26 protein-coding genes and 1 pseudogene are annotated in these 23,174 nt (G+C 71.5%); 7 read left to right on the top strand and 20 right to left on the bottom strand.

What is annotated here, in order from left to right; translation table 11 throughout:
• The 7 genes from IE269_RS09090 to mshD all read right to left on the bottom strand — a co-directional run bounded on the left by IE269_RS09090 (position 1) and on the right by mshD (position 5,871).
• A complete protein-coding gene (locus IE269_RS09090; RefSeq protein ID WP_189822303.1) occupies positions 1-930 on the bottom strand; it encodes an ABC transporter permease in 930 nt (309 codons plus the stop codon).
• Positions 927-1,955: a hypothetical protein gene (locus tag IE269_RS09085; RefSeq protein ID WP_189822302.1), complete on the bottom strand. Its 1,029-nt coding sequence runs from the start codon at positions 1,953-1,955 to the stop codon at positions 927-929. Before IE269_RS09085 ends, IE269_RS09090 begins: the two co-directional genes overlap by 4 nt.
• Positions 1,955-2,539, bottom strand: coding sequence for an ABC transporter permease (locus IE269_RS09080; protein ID WP_189822301.1), 585 nt, complete (start codon positions 2,537-2,539; stop codon positions 1,955-1,957). Before IE269_RS09080 ends, IE269_RS09085 begins: the two co-directional genes overlap by 1 nt.
• A gap of 50 nt (positions 2,540-2,589) precedes the next feature.
• A complete protein-coding gene (locus IE269_RS09075) occupies positions 2,590-3,552 on the bottom strand; it encodes an ABC transporter permease (protein WP_189822300.1) in 963 nt (320 codons plus the stop codon).
• On the bottom strand, positions 3,549-4,463 hold the full coding sequence (locus IE269_RS09070; RefSeq protein ID WP_189822299.1) for an ABC transporter ATP-binding protein: 915 nt from the start codon (positions 4,461-4,463) through the stop codon (positions 3,549-3,551). The genes IE269_RS09075 and IE269_RS09070 overlap by 4 nt, the downstream gene beginning before the upstream one ends.
• Positions 4,460-4,849, bottom strand: coding sequence for a GntR family transcriptional regulator (locus IE269_RS09065; protein WP_189822298.1), 390 nt, complete (start codon positions 4,847-4,849; stop codon positions 4,460-4,462). The genes IE269_RS09070 and IE269_RS09065 overlap by 4 nt, the downstream gene beginning before the upstream one ends.
• 101 nt (positions 4,850-4,950) lie before the next feature.
• Positions 4,951-5,871 (bottom strand): mycothiol synthase, encoded by a 921-nt coding sequence (gene mshD, locus IE269_RS09060; protein ID WP_189822297.1) that lies wholly within the window; start codon positions 5,869-5,871, stop codon positions 4,951-4,953.
• Positions 5,872-6,115: 244 nt separating this feature from the next.
• On the opposite strand from mshD, the gene IE269_RS09055 reads away from it, so the two are divergent.
• Positions 6,116-7,963 (top strand): bifunctional metallophosphatase/5'-nucleotidase, encoded by a 1,848-nt coding sequence (locus tag IE269_RS09055; protein ID WP_189822296.1) that lies wholly within the window; start codon positions 6,116-6,118, stop codon positions 7,961-7,963.
• Positions 7,964-8,058: 95 nt separating this feature from the next.
• Here the strand turns inward: IE269_RS09055 and IE269_RS09050 are convergent, their stop codons facing one another.
• Positions 8,059-8,637, bottom strand: a complete 579-nt coding sequence (locus IE269_RS09050; RefSeq protein WP_189822295.1) for a DinB family protein — start codon at positions 8,635-8,637, stop codon at positions 8,059-8,061.
• A gap of 33 nt (positions 8,638-8,670) precedes the next feature.
• A complete protein-coding gene (locus IE269_RS09045) occupies positions 8,671-10,272 on the bottom strand; it encodes an ABC-F family ATP-binding cassette domain-containing protein (RefSeq protein WP_229897501.1) in 1,602 nt (533 codons plus the stop codon).
• 194 nt (positions 10,273-10,466) lie between these two features.
• On the opposite strand from IE269_RS09045, the gene IE269_RS09040 reads away from it, so the two are divergent.
• The gene (locus IE269_RS09040; RefSeq protein WP_189822293.1) at positions 10,467-10,979 is read left to right on the top strand and encodes a DinB family protein; all 513 of its coding nucleotides are present in this window, start codon (positions 10,467-10,469) and stop codon (positions 10,977-10,979) included.
• 134 nt (positions 10,980-11,113) lie between these two features.
• Here the strand turns inward: IE269_RS09040 and IE269_RS09035 are convergent, their stop codons facing one another.
• Both IE269_RS09035 and IE269_RS09030 read right to left on the bottom strand, forming a co-directional pair.
• Positions 11,114-11,431, bottom strand: coding sequence for a hypothetical protein (locus IE269_RS09035; RefSeq protein ID WP_189822292.1), 318 nt, complete (start codon positions 11,429-11,431; stop codon positions 11,114-11,116).
• 77 nt (positions 11,432-11,508) lie between these two features.
• Positions 11,509-11,871, bottom strand: a complete 363-nt coding sequence (locus tag IE269_RS09030) for an SCO4225 family membrane protein (RefSeq protein ID WP_189822291.1) — start codon at positions 11,869-11,871, stop codon at positions 11,509-11,511.
• Between the two features lie 445 nt (positions 11,872-12,316).
• On the opposite strand from IE269_RS09030, the gene IE269_RS09025 reads away from it, so the two are divergent.
• Positions 12,317-12,595, top strand: coding sequence for a hypothetical protein (locus tag IE269_RS09025; RefSeq protein WP_189822290.1), 279 nt, complete (start codon positions 12,317-12,319; stop codon positions 12,593-12,595).
• Between the two features lie 7 nt (positions 12,596-12,602).
• Here the strand turns inward: IE269_RS09025 and IE269_RS43025 are convergent.
• From IE269_RS43025 to IE269_RS09010, 4 genes and pseudogenes are all read right to left on the bottom strand, one after another.
• Positions 12,603-12,875, bottom strand: a pseudogene (locus IE269_RS43025) (VOC family protein); the annotation flags it as partial.
• Positions 12,845-13,291 (bottom strand): nuclear transport factor 2 family protein, encoded by a 447-nt coding sequence (locus tag IE269_RS43020; RefSeq protein WP_229897500.1) that lies wholly within the window; start codon positions 13,289-13,291, stop codon positions 12,845-12,847. The pseudogene IE269_RS43025 and the gene IE269_RS43020, both read right to left, overlap by 31 nt.
• A 144-nt stretch (positions 13,292-13,435) precedes the next feature.
• Positions 13,436-13,858, bottom strand: coding sequence for a DUF4267 domain-containing protein (locus tag IE269_RS09015; protein WP_189822288.1), 423 nt, complete (start codon positions 13,856-13,858; stop codon positions 13,436-13,438).
• A 56-nt stretch (positions 13,859-13,914) separates the two neighbouring features.
• Positions 13,915-14,361: an anthrone oxygenase family protein gene (locus IE269_RS09010; RefSeq protein WP_189822287.1), complete on the bottom strand. Its 447-nt coding sequence runs from the start codon at positions 14,359-14,361 to the stop codon at positions 13,915-13,917.
• A gap of 91 nt (positions 14,362-14,452) precedes the next feature.
• Here IE269_RS09010 and IE269_RS09005 point away from each other — a divergent pair, with 91 nt between their 5' ends.
• Positions 14,453-15,031 (top strand): TetR/AcrR family transcriptional regulator, encoded by a 579-nt coding sequence (locus IE269_RS09005; protein ID WP_189822286.1) that lies wholly within the window; start codon positions 14,453-14,455, stop codon positions 15,029-15,031.
• A 15-nt stretch (positions 15,032-15,046) separates the two neighbouring features.
• Here IE269_RS09005 and IE269_RS09000 read toward each other — a convergent pair whose 3' ends face one another.
• From IE269_RS09000 to IE269_RS08980, 5 genes are all read right to left on the bottom strand, one after another.
• Positions 15,047-16,495, bottom strand: coding sequence for a HAMP domain-containing sensor histidine kinase (locus IE269_RS09000; RefSeq protein ID WP_189822285.1), 1,449 nt, complete (start codon positions 16,493-16,495; stop codon positions 15,047-15,049).
• Entirely contained in the window at positions 16,492-17,244 is a 753-nt protein-coding gene (locus IE269_RS08995; RefSeq protein ID WP_189822284.1) for a response regulator transcription factor, read from the bottom strand. The genes IE269_RS09000 and IE269_RS08995 overlap by 4 nt, the downstream gene beginning before the upstream one ends.
• 76 nt (positions 17,245-17,320) lie before the next feature.
• Positions 17,321-18,367, bottom strand: a complete 1,047-nt coding sequence (locus tag IE269_RS08990; protein ID WP_189822283.1) for a S1C family serine protease — start codon at positions 18,365-18,367, stop codon at positions 17,321-17,323.
• A 244-nt stretch (positions 18,368-18,611) separates the two neighbouring features.
• Positions 18,612-19,634, bottom strand: coding sequence for a LacI family DNA-binding transcriptional regulator (locus IE269_RS08985; protein WP_189822282.1), 1,023 nt, complete (start codon positions 19,632-19,634; stop codon positions 18,612-18,614).
• 61 nt (positions 19,635-19,695) lie between these two features.
• Entirely contained in the window at positions 19,696-20,487 is a 792-nt protein-coding gene (locus tag IE269_RS08980) for a winged helix-turn-helix transcriptional regulator (protein ID WP_189822281.1), read from the bottom strand.
• A 279-nt stretch (positions 20,488-20,766) separates the two neighbouring features.
• Here IE269_RS08980 and IE269_RS08975 point away from each other — a divergent pair, with 279 nt between their 5' ends.
• The 3 genes from IE269_RS08975 to IE269_RS08965 are packed head-to-tail and all read left to right on the top strand — an operon-like array spanning position 20,767 to position 23,166.
• Positions 20,767-21,642, top strand: a complete 876-nt coding sequence (locus tag IE269_RS08975; RefSeq protein WP_189822280.1) for an alpha/beta hydrolase — start codon at positions 20,767-20,769, stop codon at positions 21,640-21,642.
• A gap of 41 nt (positions 21,643-21,683) precedes the next feature.
• Positions 21,684-21,938, top strand: a complete 255-nt coding sequence (locus tag IE269_RS08970; protein WP_189822279.1) for a MoaD/ThiS family protein — start codon at positions 21,684-21,686, stop codon at positions 21,936-21,938.
• Between the two features lie 10 nt (positions 21,939-21,948).
• Complete coding sequence (locus IE269_RS08965; RefSeq protein ID WP_189822278.1) at positions 21,949-23,166, top strand: hypothetical protein; 1,218 nt, start codon at positions 21,949-21,951, stop codon at positions 23,164-23,166.
• Positions 23,167-23,174: the final 8 nt, after the last annotated feature.

The following is a 23,174-nucleotide window of genomic DNA, read 5'->3' as shown; positions in this document are numbered from 1 at the left end:
TCACCCGTGCAGCCTGCGCAGCACCCGGAACGCCAGCCACACCGTCCCCGCCGCCAGCGCCAGCACGACCCCCGCCTCCACCAGCTGGAGCGGCCAGAAGTGGGACGCGGGGTGCACGTCCGAGAAGTGCTCGACCGCGCCGCGTGCCGTCATGCATGCGTTGGGGTCGGAGTAGGTCTCGGCCGCCTGCCGGCTCCAGCAGCCCTCCCAGTCCAGCCGCCGCCCCGAATCGGTGACCATCCCGGAGGACGTCTCCCAGTGGGAGGGCAGGACGCCCGCCCGCAGCTCCGGTGACTCCCGGACCGTCACCGTCATCGCCGGCCACAGGTACTGCCGTACCTGCCCCACGGCCAGCATCACCGCCCCCGTCGCCACCGCGGCCACGCCCATCGCGGGCAGCGTCCGCCGCACCAGCAGTGCGGTGAGCGTTCCGACGGCGACCCCGAGGAGCGCGCAGGCGATCCCGGCGGTGCCGGACGCCGCGTAGGCGTGTGCCTGGTGCCACTGGAAGTGGACGCCCTCGGCAGTTCCCTGCCCCAGCCGGAACACCACCAGCAGCAGCACACTCGCCGCCACCGCGGCGCCCGCCGCCACCCCCGCCTTCGCGGCCAGCCACCGCGCGGGCGACATCCCCTGCGTCCAGGCCAGCCGGTACGTACCCGATTCCAGCTCCCGGGCCACCAGCGGCCCCGCCACCAGTGCCCCGATCAGCAGCGGCAGCAGCAGGGCCGTGTACGCGGTGTACTCGGTGAGGGAACGCGACGTCGTCCTGAGCGGCGAACCGTCGTCCGCCCCCACCAGGTACATCACCCCTGCCGCCAGCACCCCCAGCCCCAGCAGCACCGCCGCCGGCAGGACCACGGCCCGGCTCTGCCGCAGGACGAGGCGGGTGGGGCCCTGCACCCGTACGGCGCTCAGTGTTCCGCTCATGCCCGGCCTCCGTGACGTGTCCGAAGCAGCCCGTAGGAGGCCACGACCGCGAGGGCGGCGAGGCCCAACAGGACGGCGGACTCGACGAGTTGGATGGGCAGGAAGTCCGCCGTGGAGTGGTAGTCGCCGTACTGCGTCGTCGCGCCCCGGTCCGCCATGCACTTCTCGAAGACGGACTCATAGGCGTCGGGGCGCTTCATCGAAGCCTCCGAAGCCGCGTTCTCGCACGCCCCGGGGTCGATCCGCACCCCTTGCGCGTCCTGCCAGCCCGCGCCGTGCCCCCACCGGGTCTCCTGCGCGTGCGCCGTGACGATCGCGGCTTCCGGGCCCACATCCGTACGCATCGGCCACAGCCCGCCGCGGACATTGCTCATCAGTGTGGCGAGCAGGCCCATGGCCAGTGCTGTCACCGCCATGGACACGACCGAGCGCCGCACCAGCAGCCCGACCAGTGCACCCAGTGCCACGGCGAGCACGCAGTAGGCGAGGGAGGCCGGCCCCAGGCCCTGGTAGATGCCGCCCTGGTACCAGCCGGCCAGGGGGTCGTCGATGAAGGGCCCCCGCAGCAGGCGGTAGGAGACGTTCAGCAGCAGCACACCCACCACGACCAGCGTCAACGGCAGTGCGAGCCGGATCGTCAGCCAGCGGGCGGGGGACATGGACTGCGTCCACGCCATCTTGTACGTCCCCGACTCCAGCTCCCTGCCGATCAGCGGCCCGGCGACGAACGCCCCCACCAGCAGCGGCAGTACGGAGAAGACGTCAGCGGCGTACTTGGCCAGCATCTTGGCGCTGCGCACGCCGTAGTTGTTGGCGTCCGGCGACACTCCCGACGCCTCCAGCCACACCCGCAGCCCGGCCCACACCCCCACGACCAGCACCAGCAGCGCCAGCGTGATCCGCAGCGCCCACTTGTGCTGCCGCACGGCCGCCCGGATCGCCCCGCCCAGCGCCCCCGGGGCCTTCGCGGGGCCTGCGGGCGCAGTCGTACGCTCCGGACTCAACGTGCTCGTCGTACCACTCATCAGGAATCCCCCCTGGCCATCCGACGAAGAAGCAGAAACGAGCCCCCCACCGCCACCCCCGCCCCCACCAACAGCGGCACGGCCAGCCTGAGTTGAGCCTCGAACGTGTCGTGCGGCTGTGCATGTCCCGCCAGGGACAGGACCCCGAGCGCGGCCCCGGTCAGAAACATCGCCGGAGTCGTCCGCCGCACCAGCAGCCCGGCCAGCGCCCCGAAGGCCACCGCGCACAGTACGAAGGCGATCGGTACGGGACCGAATGCCAGCTCGGAGCCGTGCACCCACCCCAGCCCCACCGCCAGCGCGACCAGCAGCACCGCCGGCACCGCGAGCTTCGCCGCCAGCCAGCGGGCCGGGGTCACGCCCTGCGTCCAGGCCAGTTTGTACGTCCCGGTGGCCAGCTCCTCGGCGACCATCGGCCCCGCCACCTGCACCCCGCCGTACAGCGGCAGCATCGCCGAGATCGCCGTCCCACCGGACAGCCCCCAGCCCCCGTCGGCCGTCCACAGCCGTTTGCCGACCGAGAGCGCCACCGCGATACCCGCCAGGATCAGCGCCGTCCACAGCGCCGCCCGGTGCTGGTGCATCACGTGCCGGTACGGAACGGCACGGCCCCCCGGCGCCACCCCCACGGCGCTCACGACGCCCCCGCGTGGCGGCCCCGCAGTACCCGGAAGGCGACGGCGACCGCGAGGCCCGCCAATACCAACAGCAGCCCGGACTCGATGAGTTGGAGCGGCCAGAAGTGGGACTCGGGGTGGACGTCGGCGAAGTACTGGACGCCGCCCAGGTCGGCCATGCACTGCTCCGGCGTCTTCCCGACGCCCTCGGTCCCCCAGCACGTCTCAGTGAGGACGCGCGTGCCGGACGCGGTCAGCATGCCGTCGGCGAAGTCCCACACCGCGGGCGTGTGCAGCGACTCGATCGGCGTCTTCGACACCAGCGTCTCGACCGGCCACAGCGACTTCCGCAGCAGCCCGGTGAACACCCAGGCGACGGTGAGCACCGTGATTCCGGCGACCACCATCGCGGGCACGGTTTTGCGCACCAGCAGTCCCACCAGGGCGCCGACCCCGATGCCCAGCGCGCACATCGCGACCTGCACCGGCCCGAGCATCTCGTACGCGGTGTCGTACCAGCTCAGCGAGAACTGGGCCTCAGCGCTCAGCGCGCCCCTGGCCAGCCGGAACAGCACCACCAGCACGGCCGTCCCGCTCAGCGTCACCGCCGACACCAGCGCCAGCTTCGTCGCCAGCCAGCGGACCGGCGAGACGGACTGCGTCCACAGCCAGGTGTACGTACCCGACTCCAGCTCCCTCGCGACCAGAGGGCCCGCGACGAACGCCCCCACCAGCGCGGGCAGCAGCATCCCCGCCCCGGCCACGCGCTGCAGCAGCATGGTCATGCCGGTGTCGGCGGACTGGGCGAAGTCGGCCTTCGGGTCGGCGCCCGCCGAGACGGCGAGGAAGGCAGCGACGGCGAGGAAGGACACCGCGACGAATCCGCCGAACACCCGCCCCGTGGTGCGGTGTTGGTGGGCGGCGACCCAGCGGGGCCCGCTCAGCCGGGGCAGCAGGGAGATCGAGGACGTCGCGCTCATGCCGCGACCCCCGCTCCGGCGCGCACAGCCTGCGGTTCCGCGCTCGGCGTCAGCAGTGCGGGCGCCTGCGGCGACCGCATGTGGGCCAGCAGCAGCTCCTCCAGGGTCGGCTCGACGACCTCCCAGTCGCCGCCCAGCGGCTCGCTGTCCCGCCGCACCAGAGCAGTCATGTGACGCCCCGTCACCTTCGACTCCACGACGGTCGTCCCGGCCCCGATCTCCGTGACCGGACCCGACAACAGGGCGTGCGCGGAGAGGAGTTCGTCGGTCTCGCCGCCCAGGCGGATGCGTCCGTTCTCCATGAGCAGGAGGTAGTCGCAGGCGCCTTCCAGCTCGGCGAGGATGTGGGAGGAGATGACCACGGTGGTGCCGCTCTCGCCGGCCTCGGCGAGGAGGTTGCCCATCAGCTGGTGGCGGGCGAGCGGGTCCAGGTCGGCCATCGGCTCGTCCAGGAGCAGCAGGTCGGGCTGCTTGCCCAGGCACAGGGCGAGCGCGACCCGGGTGCGCTGGCCGCCGGACAGCTCGCGGACCTTGGTGCCGGGGTCGAGGTCGCCCTCCTTGACGATGCGGGCGGCGCGCTCGGCGTCCCAGTGGCCCGGGTTCAGCTCCTGGCCCATGCGCAGGGTCTCTTCGATCGTGAACTGCGGGTACAGCGGCTTCTCCTGCGCCAGGAAGGCGAGCTGCTGACGTGCCGCACCCGGCGTCTTCCCCATCACCCGCAGCTCGCCCCGCGAGGGCCGTACCAGCCCCGCCAGCTGACCCAACAGGGTTGACTTACCTGCCCCGTTGGGCCCGACCAGCGCGCAGATCTGCCCTTGCGGCAGCCGGAAGGAGCAGTCCTGGACCGCCCACTTCCCCAGCCGTCCGTACCTCTTGCCGAGGCCGACCGCCTCGATCGCGGCAATGCTCATCCCTGCTCCCCTTCGAAGATCTGATCCAGTACGGAGGTGAAGAGCGCGGCCACGTCGTCCTTGTCCATCCCCGACGACCTGGCCCGCTCGGCCCACTTCCGCAGTTCCTCGCGCAGTGGTGAATCGGCGGGCTGCGCGGCCCCCAGGGAACGGGTCACGAACGTGCCCATCCCTCGCCTGGCCTCCACCAGGCCCTCCCGCTCCAGCTCCCGGTACGCCTTGAGCACGGTGTTCGGGTTGATGGCGGTCGCCTCCACCACCGCGCGTGCGGTGGGGAGCTGATCGCCCGGCTCCAGCAGGCCGAGCCGCAGGGCGTGCTTGGTCTGCTGGACGATCTGGAGGTAGGTGGCGACGCCACTGCGCCGGTCGATGCGGTACTCGACCATCGCGCTTCACCCCCCTTTCACTACTTGATTAGTGAAAGCGTGATCCAGAAAAGGGCCGGTGTCAATCGACACCGGCCCTCAGCGGGGGCTGAGCCCGTCCCCTACGACTCGGTCCGGTACATCAAGTCCGTTTCGTACGTGGTGAATCCGAGCCGCTCGTAAACCGTCACCGCCGCCACATTGTCGGCATCCACATACAGCGAAGCCGTCGGCAGCCCCTCCGCCGCGAGGTGCCGCAGCCCCGTCGCGGTCAGCGCCTTCCCGAGCCCGCCGCCCTGCGCGCCGGGCGCGACCCCGACGACGTACACCTCACCGAGCTGCTCCTCGCGGTGCACCTTGGTCCAGTGGAACCCGACGATCTCCCCGCCCTTCTCGGCGAGGAAGAACCCCTTCGGGTCGAACCACTCCTCCGCCTTCCGGTCGTCGAGGTCCCGCTGCGTGAGGGACCCCTGCTCGGGGTGGTGGGCGAAGGCGGCGGCGTTCACGGCCAGCCACGCCGCGTCGTCCTGCCCGGGCCGATAGGTCCGTACGCTCACGCCCTCCGGGAACACGGGCTCCGGGATGTCCAGCGGGCTCAACGGTCGCCGCAACTGCCGCAGCTCCCGGAACATCGCCATCCCCAGCACCTGCGCCAGATGCCGCGCCGCAGGCTTCCCGCCGTGCGCCCACACCCGCAGCCGCCGCCCGGACGCGTCCAGCAGGGCGTCCCCGAGGGCCCGCCCGTACCCCTTCCCCCGCTGCTCGGGATGTACGACGAGCTCGGCGGCCGGCGCCTCGACGGGGTCGGTGTCCTCCAGCTGGGCGTACCCCACCAGCTGGTCCCCGTCACTGATCAGAAAGTGGGTGACCCCCTCCCGCTTCCCGCCCCGCAACTGCAACCGCCCCTGCTCGGAGACGGCCTGCACACCGTCGGAACGGGCGGCATCGGTCAGTAGCTCGATCACCTGGGCGGCCTGCGCGCCGTCAAGCGCGTCGAGGATCCGCAGCCGGCCGGGGCCGGGAAGAGTCGCGTCGCTGGTCATGGGGTCGAGGGTACGGGGAGTCCCGTGTGCGGGGCGGAGGATTGCCGGGGAGCGGGAGGCGGGGCGCCGCCCGGACCGGAACGGGCGAGCGGCCTCCCGCCGAAGCTCCGTCATCCGCACAAACCCTGACGTACCGCCAACGGAAACCACCTCGTAACCCGCACCCCCCTGTTGCGCTACGCGCGTTGACTTTAGGCTCACCAACGCACCCCGCACCCTTCACGCTGAACTCACAAGGGGACAGATGTCAGCGAACCCTCGTCCGCCCCGTCCTGCCCGGCAGAACCGCGCCGCCCGGCGGTTCCTCTTCGCCGCGGCCGGTCTCACCACCGCCGGTGCCCTCGTCGCCGCGATGCCCGCGTCCGCGCAGGGGCACGGCGGTCACGGTCACGGCGGTCACGGGCCCGGTGGCCCGCGCACCGTCGACGTGCAGCTCCTCTCCTTCAACGACCTGCACGGCAACCTGGAGCCCCCGGCCGGTTCCTCGGGCAAGGTCGGCATCGTCGACGCCGGCGGTGTCGAGCACCTGGCGACGAGCCTGCGCAAGGCCCGGCAGGGCAAGGCGTACTCGGTCACGGCCGCCGCGGGCGACATGATCGGCGGCAGCCCGATGCTGTCGGGGCTCTTCCACGACGAGCCCACCGTCGAGGCGCTCAACAAGATGAAGCTCGACGTGACGAGCGTCGGCAACCACGAGTTCGACGAGGGCTCGGCGGAGCTGCTGCGCATCCAGAACGGTGGCTGCCACCCCACCGAGGGGTGCTACGAGAAGGACAAGAAGGGCAAGCCCAAGAAGTTCAAGGGCGCCGACTTCCCGTACCTCTCCGCGAACGTCACCAAGGAGAAGTCCGGCAAGACGCTGCTCAAGCCGTACACGGTGTGGAAGAAGAACGGCGTCAAGATCGGCTTCATCGGCGTCACGCTGGAGAACACCCCGGGCATCGTCACGGCGGCCGGCGTCAAGGGCCTGAAGTTCCACGACGAGATCGAGACGGTCAACAAGTACGCCAAGGAGCTCGACCGGCAGGGCGTGAAGTCCATCGTCGCGCTCATCCACGAGGGCGGCGCCCCCGCCTCCTCCACGTACGACTACAACTGCGACAGCCCCGGCCCCGGCGACGGCATCTCGGGTCCGATCAAGGACATCGCCAAGGGCATCAGCCCCAAGGTCGACGCGCTGGTCACCGGCCACACCCACCAGAGTTACGTCTGCACCATCCCCGACCCGGCGGGCAACCCCCGCCTGGTGACCTCCGCCGCCTCCTTCGGCAAGGTCTACACGGAGACGACGCTCACCTACGACCGCCGTACCAAGGACATCGTCCGTACGGCCGCCAAGGCGCCGAGCTCGCGCAACCACATCGTCACCCGTGACCAGCCCGAGCGGGAGAAGCTGGGCTCGGACATGCGGGACCTGATCGCGCGCTGGAACGTCCTCGCCGCGCCGATCGCCAACCGCCCCCAGGGCTACATCTCCGCCGACATCGAAGGCCGCGGTTCCCCCGCGATGGAGAAGCCGCTCGGCAACCTCATCGCCGACGCCCAGCAGCAGGGCCTGTCCGCCGCCGACAAGGGCGGTGCGCAGCTCGCCCTGATGAACCCCGGCGGCATCCGCTCCGACCTGGTCTACAAGGCGTCCGGCGCGGAAGGGGACGGCGTCGTCACCTACGGCGAGGCCTTCACCGTCCAGCCCTTCACCAACCTGATGAACGTCGTCGACCTGACCGGCGCCGACCTCATCGCCGCGCTGAAGCAGCAGGTCAGCGGCGGTAACGAGGCCTCCCCGAAGATCCTCCAGATCTCCAAGGGCCTCACGTACACCCTGGACCTGACCAAGAAGGGCGCCGACCGCATCGACGCCGCGACCATCAAGCTCAACGGCGAGGCCATCGACCCCGCCAAGACCTACCGCGTCGCGATGAACGAGTTCCTGGCCGGCGGCGGCGACAACTTCCCCGCCCTCGCCCTCGGCAAGAACAAGCTCAACGCGGCCTCCGACCTGGACGTCTTCAACGCCTACCTGGCCGCGAACTCCAGCGCCGCCAAGCCGATCGCACCGCCGGCCACGGACCGGATCACGATCGTGAAGTAGTCCCGCACAGGGGTACGTGCCCGCACAGGGGCACGTGAAGGGGCGGCAGCCGGGATTCCCCGGGTGCCGCCCCTCTCGCGTATCCGCGTCCGCCGCTACGACATCAGCGATCCGGCCGCGGCCCGCTCGATCCTCGCGCGCAGGGCCGCGCGGGCCTCCTCGTCCACCAACTGCTCGTTCTCGGCCCGCACTCCGGTCCTCCCGTCGACGCTCTCGCGCAGGATGTCGGCATGTCCCGCATGCCGGACGGTCTCGCCCAGGACGTGGACGAAGACGGCGAACAGGGTCGTGTTCGGGGCGGGCTCCCGCCACCACGGCACATGACCGGGAGCGTCCAGCGGCAGCGCGTCGATCGTCGCGTCCGCGTGCTCCCACGTACGCCGGTAGAAGGCCACGACCTCATCCAGGCTCTCGTCCTCGGCCGCCCAGTGGTCGCTGCCGTCGGAGTCCTGCCACCGGGGCAGCGGTTCCGGGGACGGGCGGCCGAAGACCTCGCCGAAGTACCGGGCCTCGACGGTGGCCACGTGCTTGACCAGGCCGAGGAGGTTGGTGCCGGTCGCGGTCAGCGGGCGGCGGGCGTCGTACTCGGACAGGCCGTCGAGCTTCCAGAGCAGCGCCTGGCGGTCCCGGCGCAGGCGCCCGTGCAGGAGGTTCTTCGCGGTGTCGTCGATCATGCGGCCCGACCCTGCCACGGGCCGCCCACGGCCTCAAGACCGGTACGGATCCAGCTCCAGCCGCTCGCCGCCCGCGAAGCCCGCGCGCAGCCGCCGGTCGTGGGTGGCGACGACGAGCGTCCCGGGGAAGGAGGCGAGCGCGGCCTCCAGCTCCTCGACCAGGGCGGGGGAGAGGTGGTTGGTCGGCTCGTCGAGGAGGAGCAGGTCGTACGGCCCGTCGAGCAAAGCCGCCAGCTCCAGCTTGCGCCGCTGCCCGGTGGAGAGTGCGGAAGTGGGCGTGTCCAGGTCGCTCTCCCTGAACAGCCCGTACCGTACGAGGAGTTGGGCTCGCTCCTCGCCCTGCGCGGCCCGTACGGTCCGCTGGTCGCGGGTGACGGCGTATGGGGTGTTCTGCCGCAGGATGCCGACCCGGCCGGGACGGACCACGGTCCCGGAGTCGGGGTCGACGCCTCCCGCCAGCAGCTCCAGCAGGGTCGACTTCCCCGCCCCGTTGGGCCCGGTCACCAGCAGCCGCGCCCCCGGCCCGACCGTGAGCGCGTCGATGGCCAGCCGTCCTCGTACGCGTACGTCGCTCAACTCAACGTTTGTGGAGGCGAGTTGCCCCTCTATGCGCCCCGTGAAGGCTAGTGGCTCCGGGGGTGGCGGCACCGGGTTGGCGGTGAGCCGTTGAAGCCGTTCCTGTGCGTTGCGGATCCGCCCCATCGCCCCGTGCGCCCGCGACCTCGCCCGGAAGGCCCCGGCCCCGCTGAAGCCGCGGGGGACCTTGCGGGGGATGGCGTGGAGGTGAGTGGCGTGGGTGGAGGCGAGGGCGGACTGCCGGGCCAACTCCTTTTTCCACTCCTCGTGTTGACGCGCCCAGCGCGCCCGCGCCGCAGCCTTCGCGGCGAGATACCCGGCGTACCCGTTCCCATGACGATGGACGGTCCGCAGATCCGCATCCACTTCCAGCACGGTCCCGGTGACCCGCTCCAGGAACGCCCGGTCGTGCGTCACGGCGACGACGGTCCCCCGATGCGCCCGCAACCGGCCTTCGAGCCAGTCCACGGCCGCATCGTCCAGATCATTGGTCGGCTCGTCGAGGAGCAGCAGTTCGGGGGAGGAGACGAGGGTGGCCGCGAGCGCGAGCCGGGAGCGCTGCCCGCCGGACAGGGTGCCCAGGGGGCGGGCGCGGTCCAGGGCCTCCCGCTCGCCGAGGTGGTGGAGGGCGGTGTCGACCAGCCGGTCGGCCTCGTACCCGCCGCGCGCCTCGAATGCGGCGAGCAGGTCCCCGTACACCTCCATGTCCTCGGTCGTCCGGAGCGCCCGCTCCAACTCCCGTACGTCACGCAGCGCGAGGTCGATCGCGTCGCCGACGAGGGCGGTGCCGGGCAGGTCAAGGGTCTGGGCGAGGTACCCGATGCCGCCGGGGGCGGTGACGGTGAGGCTGCCGTTGTCGGGCAGCTCGCGCGAGGCGACGAGCCGGAGCAGGGTCGACTTGCCGGCCCCGTTGTCGCCGACGACGCCGACCTTCTCGCCGGGGCGGACGGTGAGGGACACCCGGTCGAGGACGGTGCGGTCCCCATACCGCTTGGTGACGTCGAGGAGGGCGAGCTGGGAGGCGGTGGTGGCGGGGGTGGTGCCGGTGACTGGGAACAAGTGGGTGGCCTTCCGCAGGGGACGAGTGACGTATCGTCGCGAGACGCTGCGTCTCGTTTCGATGGCGTGAGCGTAACTCGCCCCGGCCGCCCCCGCAAGACGCTGCGTCTCGCGGCCGGGGGCGGGTGGGGGCGACAGGGGCCCTCCGGGAAATGCCTCGACACGGGCCGTGCCGATCATGGATGCTTCGCGCGATGACGACGACCAGAATCAATGACACGCCGCCCGCGTGGGACGACCGCACGCAGCTCACCACGTTCCTCGACTACGCACGCGGCACCGCCCGCGCCAAGTGCGAGGGCGTCTTTGAGGAGAACGCGCGCAAGGCCCTCCTGCCGGGCTCCCCGCTGATGACCATGAGCGGGCTGATCAACCACCTCCGCTGGGTCGAGTACTACTGGTTCCAGGTGATCTTCCTCGGCGAGGAGGACCTGGCCCCCATGACGGACGAGGACCCCGACCGCGAGATGCGCATCGCCGTCGACTTCCCGATCGCGCAGCTGCTCGACGAGTACGAGGAGCAGAGCGCCCGGTACCGCGAGTTGGTCGCCGGAAGCGACCTGGACACAAAGGCCCAGCGCACCATCCGCGACGGTGTCCCCGTCGACCTGCGCTGGATCCTGCACCACCTGGTCGAGGAGACGGCCCGACACAACGGCCACCTGGACATCCTGCGCGAGCTGCTCGACGGCGCGACCGGCTACTAGTTCCAGGTGGGCGCGGCCCCTCCGGCCGGAGTCGGAGTCGGAGGGGCGGGTCGCCCGGCGCGAGGTGAGGACCTGGCCGGCGGGCAGGGGATCGGTTGGTCCACGCGCGGCCCCGGGCGGCAGGTCCGCGCACCCTACTGGCACTCCACCGGCAACTCCGCCACGAACTCCGCGAGTCCGGTCGCGTCGGGCGGCGTCCGCCCGTTCAGGAACCGCTCGTAATGACCGGCGACAAGGCGGCGCAACTCGCCCTCGGCGGGCCCCTCGCCGGTGAGCTCGACGGACACCCGGAGCGGCTCGCCCGTCATCCGCAGGGGACGCGCCAGCGCGTCGAAGCCGCACCCGTACTCGTCCGGCATCTCCCACCACGCCTCGGCGGAGGCACGGTCCTTGAGTACGTACATGTAGTGGTCGTCGTCGAAGAGGATCAGCGGGGCGATCGGTGCGTCCATGCAAGGAGTCTGCTGTACCGGGCAGTTCGGCCGCCCGCCATTAAATGCGCCCCACGGGGACGGGCCGCCGGGACCGTTCAGCTGTGGAGGGGTCGGCCGCCACGTGCGCGGTCACTGCGCACCAGCTTCCAGAGCAGACCCATGGCCAGTGACTGGAGTCCGACGCCGACGACGAGGCCGACGCCGTAGAGCGCCAGGTTCGGCTCCCCGGTCTCGTTGACCGCGAACATCACGAGGGGCAAGGACGCGGGCATGGTCACCATGCCCACCCAGATCCCCGCCATGTCATGACCCCCTCCGACGAGGGCGGCGACCACCTCGAACAGAACGACGGCTCCGACGACGCCCAGGTAGGCGGCGGAGAGGGGGTTGGCGACGGCGAGGCGGAAAAGCTTGCGCGCGAACATGAGGTTCTCCCGGCAGGTGTGGTGGTCGGTCACCTCATGTTCCGGCCGGGGATGTGCTCGTGGCATGGGTACGTGTACTCACCTCCCGCCACACGGGACTCAGGTCTTTCTGCGTACGTTGCGTACGTTCCCCGGGCGTCCACGCCCCCGCCCACCCCACAGCCATTCACGCCCCCGCCCACCCCATGGCCACCCCCGGCTTCGGCAGGCGCGAGGCTCCCGACCAGCAACCCCGCCATCACTTGGTCCGCCGCCGCATCGGCGGTGAGTTTGACCGCAGCGGCGGCCACGAGGGCCGGGGCTTCCGGGCGCTGGCCCGGATCGGGCGGCGCGAGCCGCAGTTGGCGCTCTCCGAGAGCGAGTGCTACGCGCTGGCCGAGCTGGCGGGGGAGTGGTTCCGGCGCGGGGCGAGCGAAACCCAACTCACCTACGCCCTTACCCTGTTGCTGCCGACCGCGTCACCCACCCCTTCGGCTTCGTGCAGTCCCGCCTGCTCGCCAAGCTGCCCCCGGAACTGCCTCCGACCCCCCTCGGCACGCCCATGGCCGAATGCCTCGGCTGCGGGGCGGTCGGTCGGCCCGAAGAGCTGCCCGGCGGCCTGTGCCGCCCCTGCCGGAGCACCGAACCCGTGCGGGAGTGCGGTCCCTCGCCGGAGGTCGTACGGGGCAAGGCCGCCCGTATCCGCCGGGAAATGCGGGCCAAGCTGGGGCGGGAAGGCGGCCCTCGCCGGACGCGCCGGGGGCGTAAGCGCAGGTAGGGGGCTCCTACTGCTCGGCCATCCGCTTGAGCAGCTCCTCCTCCGACACGTCCTCCAGGTGGGTCAGGAACACCCACACATGGCCCTCCGGGTCCTTCGCCATGAAGGTCCGGTCGCCGTGGAACATGTCCGTCGGCTGCTGGAGGATCTCCGCCCCCGCTGCCTCCGCGCGCTTGGCCAGTGCGTCGACGTCGGCGACGTGCACGTGCAGTGCCACGGTCGTCCCCTTCACCCCTCCGTCCGGATCAATCAGGGAGTGGGGGTGCACGCCTCCGCGATCGAGAGGCTGTGCTCGTAGAGGTGGTGCCGGGTGATCCGGCCGTCCTCGACCGTGAGCCGCAGAGCGAAGGGCCCCTGGAAGGACTTGCCCGTCGCCCGTACGGTCCCCGACAGGTGCCCCGTGAGGACGGCGTCCGTGCCGTCGACCAGGAACGCGTCGAGCGTGGCCTTGCTGTCCTCCGGCACGGTGTACTCCGCCAACTCCCTTGCCTGTGCTGCGCATTCGGCGCCGGTCGAGCGCGGGCGGATCCACCGGGCGGCGGGGTTCTCGGCCAGCAGCCAGTCGACCTTGTCCGCGAAGAGCTCGACCATCCGGTCCTCGTCCCCGGCCAGCCGGGCGGTCAGGAACTCCTGGACGATGTGCCGGGTGGTCTCGGCGGTCGAAGTCGTGGTTTTCTCGGGGGAGTTGACGGTCACGATCGCTCCTCGGTCGGGCCTCATGGGGACGGGATCCCGGTCGGGATCCCGTCGACGTGTCTCAGGCTGCCGCAGCGGCGGAGCAAGGTCGATTACGTACGAGGTAATGGCCGGGGGCGCGGCCCCGGAACGATCCACCCGGCGTCAGGCCGTGGCCCGCACGCCCACCCGGGCGTCGGCCGCCGAGCTGCGCGTCTCGCGCAGGAACATCAGCCCGGTGACCACCATCAGTACCGCCGTCAGCCCGTGCACGCTGAACGCGACGACGGTGTCGCCGTGGTGCGCCAGCACGTTGCCCATGTCGCCGAACGCGGCCAGGGCCCCCACCAGCAGCGCCCACCCCAGCGCCCGGCGGTTGCCGGTCACCAGCAGCGCGCCCAGGGTCAGGCCCATCACGACGTCGCGGACCCCCTTGACGACCAGGAAGCCGCCGCCGTCGCCGGACGGCCAGGTCGGCAGCCCGAAGGTGGGTGCGGTGGCTGCCGGGGTCAGGATGAACTCGCTCCCGAACCAGAGGATGAAGAGGACGAAGGCGGTGGCCAGAACGGTGTTGATCTTCCTCAGCATTGCGGTCCTGCTCTCTGGGAGTTCCGGAAAGTGGATGGGCTGCGCGGTGCTCGGGCTCAGACGAGGGCGACGACGAGAAGCGTGAAGGCGGCGATGATCACGGCCACGCGGACGTAGTGGTACCGGTCCCAGCGGTTCATCTGCTGCTTCCAGTCGGCGGGCCGGTTCTCCGGCGTCCACTTCTTGCCCTGGTTGTTGATCGGGACGAGCAGCAGGATCGACATGACCACGCTCAGGATCAGCAGCCCGGCGGCCGTGACCACCAGCCCGGTGCCGGCCGTCCCCCACGCGGCGATCGCCCAGAGCGCGGCGAGGACGAGCGAGCCGATGTACCAGAAGGGCATCAGCGCCCCGAGCATCCGGCCGCCCTTGCTGCGGGCCTGCTGGTCGGCGTCCTCCGGCAGCGAGCTGAAGATCGGGTTCATGACGAAGGCGACGGAGAACTCCACCCCCACCATCAGTCCGACGAGCACGGTGGTGACGACCTGAAGTGCATCAAGCATGACGACCCCTTCACGGATCTAGCGTTGCTAGGTGATGTGGCAACGCTAGACCTACTGTCGCTCGTTTGTCTAGCAGTGCTAGGGTTCAGTTATGTCGGTACAGGAACGCAAGCAGCGCGAACGGGCGGACCGCGAACGCCTCATCGTCGCCACCGCCCGTCAACTCGCCGAGCAGCAGGGCTGGGACGCGGTCACCACCCGGCGGCTCGCCGAGCGCATCGAATACAGCCAGCCCGTCCTCTACAGCCACTTCAAGGGCAAGCGCGAGATCATCGGCGCGGTCGCCCTCGAAGGCGCCTCGGAGATGGCGGTGGCGGTACGGTCCGCGACCGCCGCCGCCCACAGCCCCCGCCAGCGCGTCGCGGCCCTCGCCCACGCCTACCTCGACTTCGCCGCCCGCAACCCGGCGGTCTACGACGCCCTCTTCCAGCTCGACGGCGGCCTGGCCTACGCCCGCGAGGACACCCCGCAACCCCTCAAGGACGCCTTCGCCGCCCTCCTGGAAGCCCTGGGCGAGGTCGCCGGTGACGGCATCGCCCCGGGCCTCTTCACCGAAACCTTCTGGGCCTCCCTCCACGGCCTCGCCACCCTGACCCGCGCCGGCCGCCTCCCCCCGGAGGACGCCGACCAGCGGGTCGCACTCCTGGTGGACCGGCTCGCGGTGGCCTGACCGTACGAGAAGGTCTTACGGAACCTCGCTCGGCGGCGGCGTCGGCGCACCCGGGAGCCGGACGACCGCCTCCGTGCCGGGGCCGCCGTCCAGCGGGGCGCGCAGGGCTACCTCGCCGCCCGCCTCGCGGATGGCGCGGGCCACGATGGACAGGCCCAGGCCGGAGCCGGGGAGGGCGCGGGCCGAGGGGGAGCGCCAGAAGCGCTCGAAGACGTGCGGGAGGTCGGCGGGCGGGATGCCGGGGCCGTGGTCGCGGACCGTCAGTTCGCCGAGGTGGAGGCGTACGGAGATCGTTCCCGACGGCGGGCTGAACTTGACCGCGTTGTCGAGGATGTTCACCAACGCCCGCTCCAGGACCGGGGGTTCGGCCCGTACGTACCAAGGGGCCAGCTCGACGTCGAAGGTCAGCTCCGGGCCGCGCAGCCGGGCCCGCTCCAGGGCGGTCCGCATCAGGTCGTGCCAGCCGACGACCTTCGGGGAGGCGTGGCCGGGGGTGGACTCCGGGCGGGCCAGTTCCTGCAAGTCCGTGATGAGGGAGGCCAGTTCGGTCATCTGGGCCTTGACGGAGGCGAGCAGTGCCTTGCGGTCGTCCGGGGGGATCGGGCGGCCGGTGTCCTCGCTGCGGGCGAGGAGTTCGATGTTGGTGCGGAGAGAGGTCAGGGGGGTGCGCAGCTCGTGGCCGGCGTCGGCGATGAGCTGGGCCTGGAGGTCGCGGGAGGAGGCGAGCGCGGCGGTCATCGCGTTGAAGGAGGCGGAGAGGCGGGCGATCTCGTCGTCGCCCTCCACCGGGATGCGCAGGCTCAAGTCCTCCGTGCGGGCGACGTGTTCGACGGCGTCGGTGAGCCGGTCGACGGGGCGCAACCCGCTGCGGGCCACCCAGAGTCCGGCGCCGCCCGCGAGGAGGACGCCGACCCCGGCGACGATGAGGAGGATCAGCGCGAGGTCGTCGAGAGGGTCGTTGACCTCGCTGAGGGGGCGGGAGACGGAGACGGCGAGCTGGAGGTGGGGGTAGGCCTTCAGCTGGTAGGTGTACACGCGGTACTTCTCGCCGGTGGAGGCGAGTGCGTCGTGCGAGGACTCGGTGGTCTGCCCGGCGGCCACGGCGTAGTCCTCGGGGCCGACGGCGACGGACTGCCGCCCGTAGATCACGCACTGCTCGCCGGTCCTGGTGACGACCTGGACGGTGGTCCGGTCCACCCCGCTGGTCGCGTCCCGCTTGGGGAGCTGGCGCAGGCAGCGGGCCTGCCCGGCCTGGGTGTCGATCTCGATCTGGCGGACGACGTCGCCGTCGTTCATACGGCTGTTGCTGAGCGCGTTGTCCAGGGAGTTGACGAGGGCCTCGCGCGTGACGAACCAGCAGGTCACCGATGCCGCCGCCACGGCGAGGGCGACGGCGGTGGCGACGAGCAGGGCGAGCCGGGAACGGAGGGGGAGACGGCGGTACCGGCGGAGCGGGCTGTTCACTCTCCGCCCCGCAGGACGTAGCCCACGCCCCGGACCGTGTGCACCAGGCGGGGTTCGCCGGCGGCCTCGGTCTTGCGGCGCAGGTACATGACGTACACGTCGAGGGAGTTCGAGGACGGCTCGAAGTCGAAGCCCCAGACGGACTTGAGGATCTGCTCGCGGGTGAGGACCTGGCGGGGGTGCGCGAGGAACATCTCCAGGAGGGTGAACTCGGTTCGGGTCAGCTCGACGTGGCGCTCGCCCCGGGTCACCTCGCGGGTGACCAGGTTCATGTGCAGGTCCTCGAAGGACAGAACGTCAGGATCGGGGCCGGGGGTCTCGGGCAGGCCCGCCTGGGCGGCGTAGGAACTGCGGCGGAGCAACGCCCTTACACGCGCGAAGAGTTCGTCCAGCTCGAAGGGCTTGACCAGGTAGTCGTCCGCGCCCGCGTCGAGGCCGGAGACGCGGTCGCCGACCGTGTCGCGGGCGGTCAGCATCAGGATCGGAGTGGTGTCGCCCGCGTGGCGCAGGCGGCGGGCCGCCGTCAGGCCGTCCATCCGGGGCATCTGGATGTCCAGGACGATCAGGTCGGGGGCGTAGGCGGCGGTCTTGGTGAGCGCCTCCATGCCGTCCACGGCGACCTCGGTCGCGTACCCCTCGAAGGCCAGACTGCGCTGGAGCGCCTCCCGCACGGCGGGCTCGTCGTCGACGACGAGGATGCGCTCGGCGGAGGTCGTCCGGTCCTCGGGGGGCGTGCCTGCGGGGGTCATGTCGCGTCAGTCCTGCTCTTCTTCTCCGGTACGGGCGGGGGCCCGTCCAGCTTTGCACGGGGTGGGTGCCCGGGCATTACACGCCGAGGCCGCCGATGAGGCCGCCGCCGCGACGGTCCTGCTGCTCGGGGGCCTGCTGCTGGTCGCCGGAACCGCCCTTGCGGAGGCTGTCCAGGTCGGCCTTGACCGTGTCCACCGGGATCGCGAAGCCGAGACCCACGCTGCCGGAGCTGCTGCCGCCGCCCGAACTCGGGGCGTACATGGCGGAGTTGATGCCGATGATCTCGCCGCGCATGTTGATCAGGGCGCCGCCGGAGTTGCCGGGGTTCAGGGAGGCGTCCGTCTGGAGGGCCTTGTACGTGGTCTTGGACTGGCCGGTGTCGCCGTTGAACTGCTCGCCGCCGAACTCGAACGGCCAGCCGCCTCCGCCGCCGCGCTGCTGCTGGGGCTGCTCTTTCGAGACGGTGACGTCGCGGTCCAGGGCGGAGACGATGCCGCTGGTGACGGTGCCGGACAGGCCCTCGGGGGAGCCGATGGCGACCACCTGGTCGCCGACCTTGACGTCCTTGCTGTTGCCGAGCTTGGCGGTGGGGAGGTTCTTCGCCCCCTGGATCTTCAGCAGGGCGAGATCCTTGTCGGGGTCGGTGCCGACGACCTTGGCGGTGTAGGTCTTGCCGTCCGACATCTTCACCTTGACGGTGTCGGCGCCCGCGATGACGTGGTTGTTCGTGACGACCTCGCCGTCGGAGGTGATGATCACGCCGGAGCCGGTGGACTGGCCGGCGGTGGACCGGGCGCTGATCTCGACGATGGCGGGGCCGACGGCCTGGGCGACGCCGGAGACGGTGCCCATGCTGGACTGCGAGACGTTGCTGCCGGGGGCGGCGAGGCTGCCGCCGGTGCCCGTGTCCCCCGTGTACCGCTGCGTGAGGTACGCCGCGCCGCCGCCGAAGGTCGCGGCGACGACGGCCACGGCGGCGAGCAGGGCGACGGGGCGGCCCGCGCGGCGCTTGTGGGCGGTGGGGGCGTGGGCCGGGGGCGGGGGGAAGCCGGCGTACTGGGCCTGTGCGGGGTGCTCGGGGTGCTCGCCGCTGGGGCGGGGGGTCTCGTTCGTCATGTTCATGAGCTTGGGCTCGGTGGATGAGAACTGTCTGAGGGCCGGTTAAGAAGCCCGGCAGATTCCTGTATGCCCGATGTAAGGGGGCGGGTGTAAGGGTGCGGGGTGGGTGGTTGCTGTTCCTGCCGGGGGCTTCGCCCCCGGACCCCCGGGTTTCGCCCCGGTCCCGCCCCTTCACCTAAAGCGCTCGCCGCGCGGCTTTGTGGTGGGTTGCTCGCGCAGTTCCCCGCGCCCCTGAAAGGGGCGTGGGTCAGCCGCAGCCGCAGGAGCGGCGGATGATCAATGCCGAGGGGAACTGCTTGACCCGTTCGCGGCGGGATCCGGCCACCCGGAGGCCGTCGTCCAGGACCAGGTCGACCGCCGCGCGGGCCATCGCCGGCCGGTCCGAGGAGATCGTCGTGAGCGGCGGATCCGTCAGCGCCGCCTCCTTGACGTCGTCGAAGCCGACCACCGCCAAGTCACCTGGCACGTCGATACGCAGCTCCCGCGCCGCCCGCAGCACACCGATCGCCTGGTCGTCCGTCGAGCAGAAGATCGCGGGGGGACGCGAGGGCCCCGACAGCAGGCCGAGCGCCACCTCGTACGCGGCATAGCGGTCGTAGGGAGCCTGGAAGAGCCGCCCCTCCGTCGCCCGCCCCGATTCGTGCATCGCCCGCCGCCAGCCCTCCACGTGGTCGGCGACCGGGTCGCCCACCGACGGGGTGGACTCGACGCCGCCGAAGCAGACGACGTACTCGTGACCGTGCTCCAGCAGGTGCCGCGTCGCGAGCTGCGCGCCGCCGATGTCGTCCGTGACGACGGCGACGTCGTCGATGGCCTCCGGGCGTTCGTGGAGGAGGACGACGCGCGCGTCCCACGCGTCGATCTCGGCGGCCGCGCTCTCGCTCATGCCCTGGCTGACCAGGATGAGGCCGGAGACCCGCATGCCCAGGAAGGCCCGGAGGTAGTGGATCTCGCGCTCGTTGCGGTAGTCGGAGTTCCCGACCAGCACCATCTTTCCGCGCTCGGCGGCCGCCTGCTCCACCGCATGCGTCATCTCGGCGAAGAACGGCTGCCGGGCGTCCGGCACGATCATTCCTATGAGGTCCGTCCGCCGGGACGCCATGGCCTGCGCGACCCGGTCCGGGCGGTAGCCCAGTTCCTTGATCGCGGCGAGGACACGCTCGCGCGTGGCCGGGGCGACCGGCCGGGGTCCGTTGTTGATGACGTAACTGACGACCGCGGTCGAAGTCCCCGCCAGTCTTGCCACGTCGTCCCGCGTCACCTTGGCCACGCGCGGAAGTCTACGCGGAGAGACCGGGGCACAGGCCGGTCGTCCCAAGGAACGGGCCGACTTACTCCGGTACGGGTGATTCCGCCGACCGGGCTACGGAGGCGGAAGCCCGCGCGCGGGCCTTTTCGGCCTCCCGCCCGGCGACCTTCTCCGCAGGTTCCGGCTTCTCCGCCTTGTCCGTCTTCTCCGGCACGACGAAGCGGTAGCCGACGTTCCGTACGGTCCCGATCAGGGACTCGTTCTCGACGCCGAGCTTCGCCCGCAGCCGCCGTACATGGACGTCGACCGTGCGCGTACCGCCGAAGTAGTCGTAGCCCCACACCTCCTGGAGGAGCTGCGCCCGCGTGAAGACCCGGCCAGGGTGCTGCGCCAGGTACTTGAGGAGTTCGAACTCCTTGAAGGTCAGGTCCAGCACCCGGCCCTTGAGCTTCGCGCTGTACGTCGCCTCGTCCACCGTGAGGTCGCCGTTGCGGATCTCGGTCGGGATGTCGTCCACGGCCAGGTGCTGGCGGCCCATCGCCAGGCGCAGCCGCGCCTCGACCTCCGCCGGGCCCGCCGTGTCCAGGAGTACGTCGTCGATGCCCCAGTCGGCGGTGACGGCGGCCAGGCCGCCCTCGGTGACGACCAGTATCAGCGGGCAGCCGGGTCCCGTGGAGCGCAGCAGCTGGCACAGCGACCGCACCTGCGGGAGGTCGCGGCGGCCGTCGATCAGGATGGTGTCCGCGCCGGGGGTGTCCACCAGCGCCGGGCCTTCGGCGGGTGCCACACGCACGCTGTGCAGCAGCAGGCCGAGGGCGGGGAGCACCTCCGTCGACGGCTGGAGTGCATTGGTGAGGAGCAGCAGAGAGCTCATCGGGCCCCACCTGCTGCCCACAACTTCATGTCCGGTTGGTGCACGGTTCGCTCGCCCATAACGTCGGTTCCTCCTCGGTCCCTGCGAGGACGTTTACGGCACTGCTTCGTACTGCTGTTTCGTACGTACTAGGCCGAAGGCCCCCGCGCCCCGGGGTCCGACGTGCCCGATTTCCTGCTCTCTTGCCCTGTTCTTTCCGAGCTTTTTAGGTCGTCCGGAAAGCACAAAAGGACCCGGGGGCAACGCTGCCCGAGTCCTCTGCCCAGCAGAATAGCCCACATGACCGGCGCCCCCTCTGTTCCCTTGATCACTCCGGCGACCCGGCGCACCACGCTCCGTACGGACGATTTCGTGGCGATCGAGGCGCTTTACGAGCCCGGGTGCGCAGCCCACGAGGACCCCTCTCCGGACCCCTCCCGGATCCCCCTCTTCGTCCTCGCCCACGGCTTCTCCGGCTCGCTGGAGCGGCCCGCCCTGCAACGTGCCGCAGCGGTGTTCGCCCAGTACGGAGCCGTGATCACGTTCTCCTTCCGGGGGCACGGGAGGTCGGGCGGGCGGTCCACGGTGGGAGACCGGGAAGTGCTGGACCTGGCCGCCGCGGTGGCATGGGGGAGAGCGCTGGGGCACTCCCACGTGATCACCGTGGGGTTCTCGATGGGCGGCTCCGTCGTGCTCCGGCACGGGGCCCTGTACGGGGCGCTGTCCGGATCTCCGTACGCATCGGTGCAGAGGGGGCGCACGGAAGCGCGCTCGGGCGCGGGCGCCGACGCCGTGGTCGCGGTCAGCGCGCCTGCCCGCTGGTTCTACCGGGGGACCGCCCCGATGCGACGCCTCCACTGGGTCGTGACGCGTCCGCTCGGGCGTCTGGTCGGGCGGGCCGGACTGCGTACGAGGATTCACACCGAGGCCTGGGACCCCGTACCGCTGTCACCGGTGGAGGCCGCCCCGTACCTCTCGAAAACACCTCTCCTCGTCGTCCACGGCGACCGCGACCCGTATTTCCCCCTCGACCACCCGCGCTCGCTCGCCGCCGCGGCCCCGGGCGCGGAGCTGTGGATCGAGCCCGGGATGGGGCACGCGGAGAATGCGGCCGCGAAGGAGCTGCTCGCCCGCATCGCCGTGTGGGGGCGGGCGGGTGTGCCGGATGGCCCATGATGGACAGCTGACGAGCCGGTCGGGTTGAGAGGAGTGCCGCTGTGGCAGCGGGAACCATCCGCTTTTGGGCGGCGGCCAAGGCCGCCGCGGGCACCGCCGAGGAGCCGTACGCGGCAGACACCCTCGCCGAGGCGCTGGACGCGGTCCGCGAACGGCATCCGGGGGAGCTGACGCGGGTCCTGATGCGGTGCTCGTTCCTGATCGACGGCGACCCCGTCGGCACTCGTGACCACGGGACGGTACGGCTGGCCGAGGGCGGCACGGTCGAGGTGCTCCCGCCGTTCGCAGGAGGGTGAACCCCAGACCATGAGCAACCACAGCAATGAGCAGTACCCGTACCAGCAGGGATACGGGCAGCAGCCGTCCGGCGAGTACGGGCAGGACCCGTACGCGCCCTCCTACGGCGACCAGCCCCACCAGGCCCCGGCGCCCGCCCAGGACCCGTACTCCACGCAGACCTGGCAGGGGCAGACCTGGGACACCCAGTACCAGCCGGTGCAGCCCGCTTCGGCGGCTGCCGACACCGCGTATCTGCCGCCGCAGAACCAGTCCTCGTACGACTCCTCGTACGGTTCCTCGGCGTACGGGTCCCAGCCGACCGGCAGCCAGCCCCTTCCGCCCGAGGTCCCGGTCCAGCAGCCCCAGCCCGACCCCGAGCCGCCGCAGCAGCAGCACACCCCCGCCGCCGGAGTCCCGCAGGCCCACGCCCCGTACGACATCCCCCCGGCCCCCGCCTACAGCTCCCCGGCGACCCGCGGCAACACCCGGATCACCGACGCCCAGCGGGCCCGTGCAGAGGGGCGGTCGCCGATCATAGAGCCCGGCATGAAGCCCGCCCTGATCACGGCGGTGCTGGGCGCGCTGCTCGCCGGGGCCGCGGTCTTCGGGCAGTTCGCGCTGGTCGTGCCGGTGGTGCTGCTCCAGGCGGTCACCGCTGCGGGCTGGTTCCGGCTGAACGGCATGTGGCCGGCCCGGCAGGGCATCGCGCTCGCCTTCCTCGGCGGGCTCGTCGCCGACGTCGCGATCCTGGTCGTCGACGGGCTGCACGCGCCCGCCGCGATCCTGGGCACGCTCGGCATCTGGGTCCTGCTCACCCTCGTCCTGCACCTGCGCAACTCGATGCCCGCCGACGAGCGGATGTACGCCCTGACCGCCGGGGTCACCACGGCCGCGCTCGCGGTCGTCGCCTCCGGGCACCTGGCGGCGAACCCCAAGGCCATGACGGTCGGCGGGATCGCGGTCGCCGTCGCGGTGTTCGCGCGGGCGCTGCCGCTGCCGACGATCGCCTCGGTCGCGGTCGCGCTGCTGGCCGCCGCCGGTTCGGGCATCGCGGTCGGCGGGGCCAACGGGGTCGGTTCGGGCGGGGCGTTGATCGGGCTCGGTGCGGGCGTCTGCGCGCTGATCGGGCTGCGGGTGGCGAGTTACGACTACCCGTCGAAGTTCGTGCACATGACCGCCGGTGTGGCGCTCCCACTGACGGCGGCGGCCCCGGCGGTGTACCTGCTGGGCAGGGCGTTCGCCTGATCCTGCTG

The organism is Streptomyces spiroverticillatus, from assembly GCA_014650415.1.
In the GTDB taxonomy this organism is placed as follows: domain Bacteria; phylum Actinomycetota; class Actinomycetes; order Streptomycetales; family Streptomycetaceae; genus Streptomyces; species Streptomyces spiroverticillatus.
Note: the sequence above shows the minus strand (reverse complement) of the source record. Positions and strands in the feature narration are given on the sequence as shown.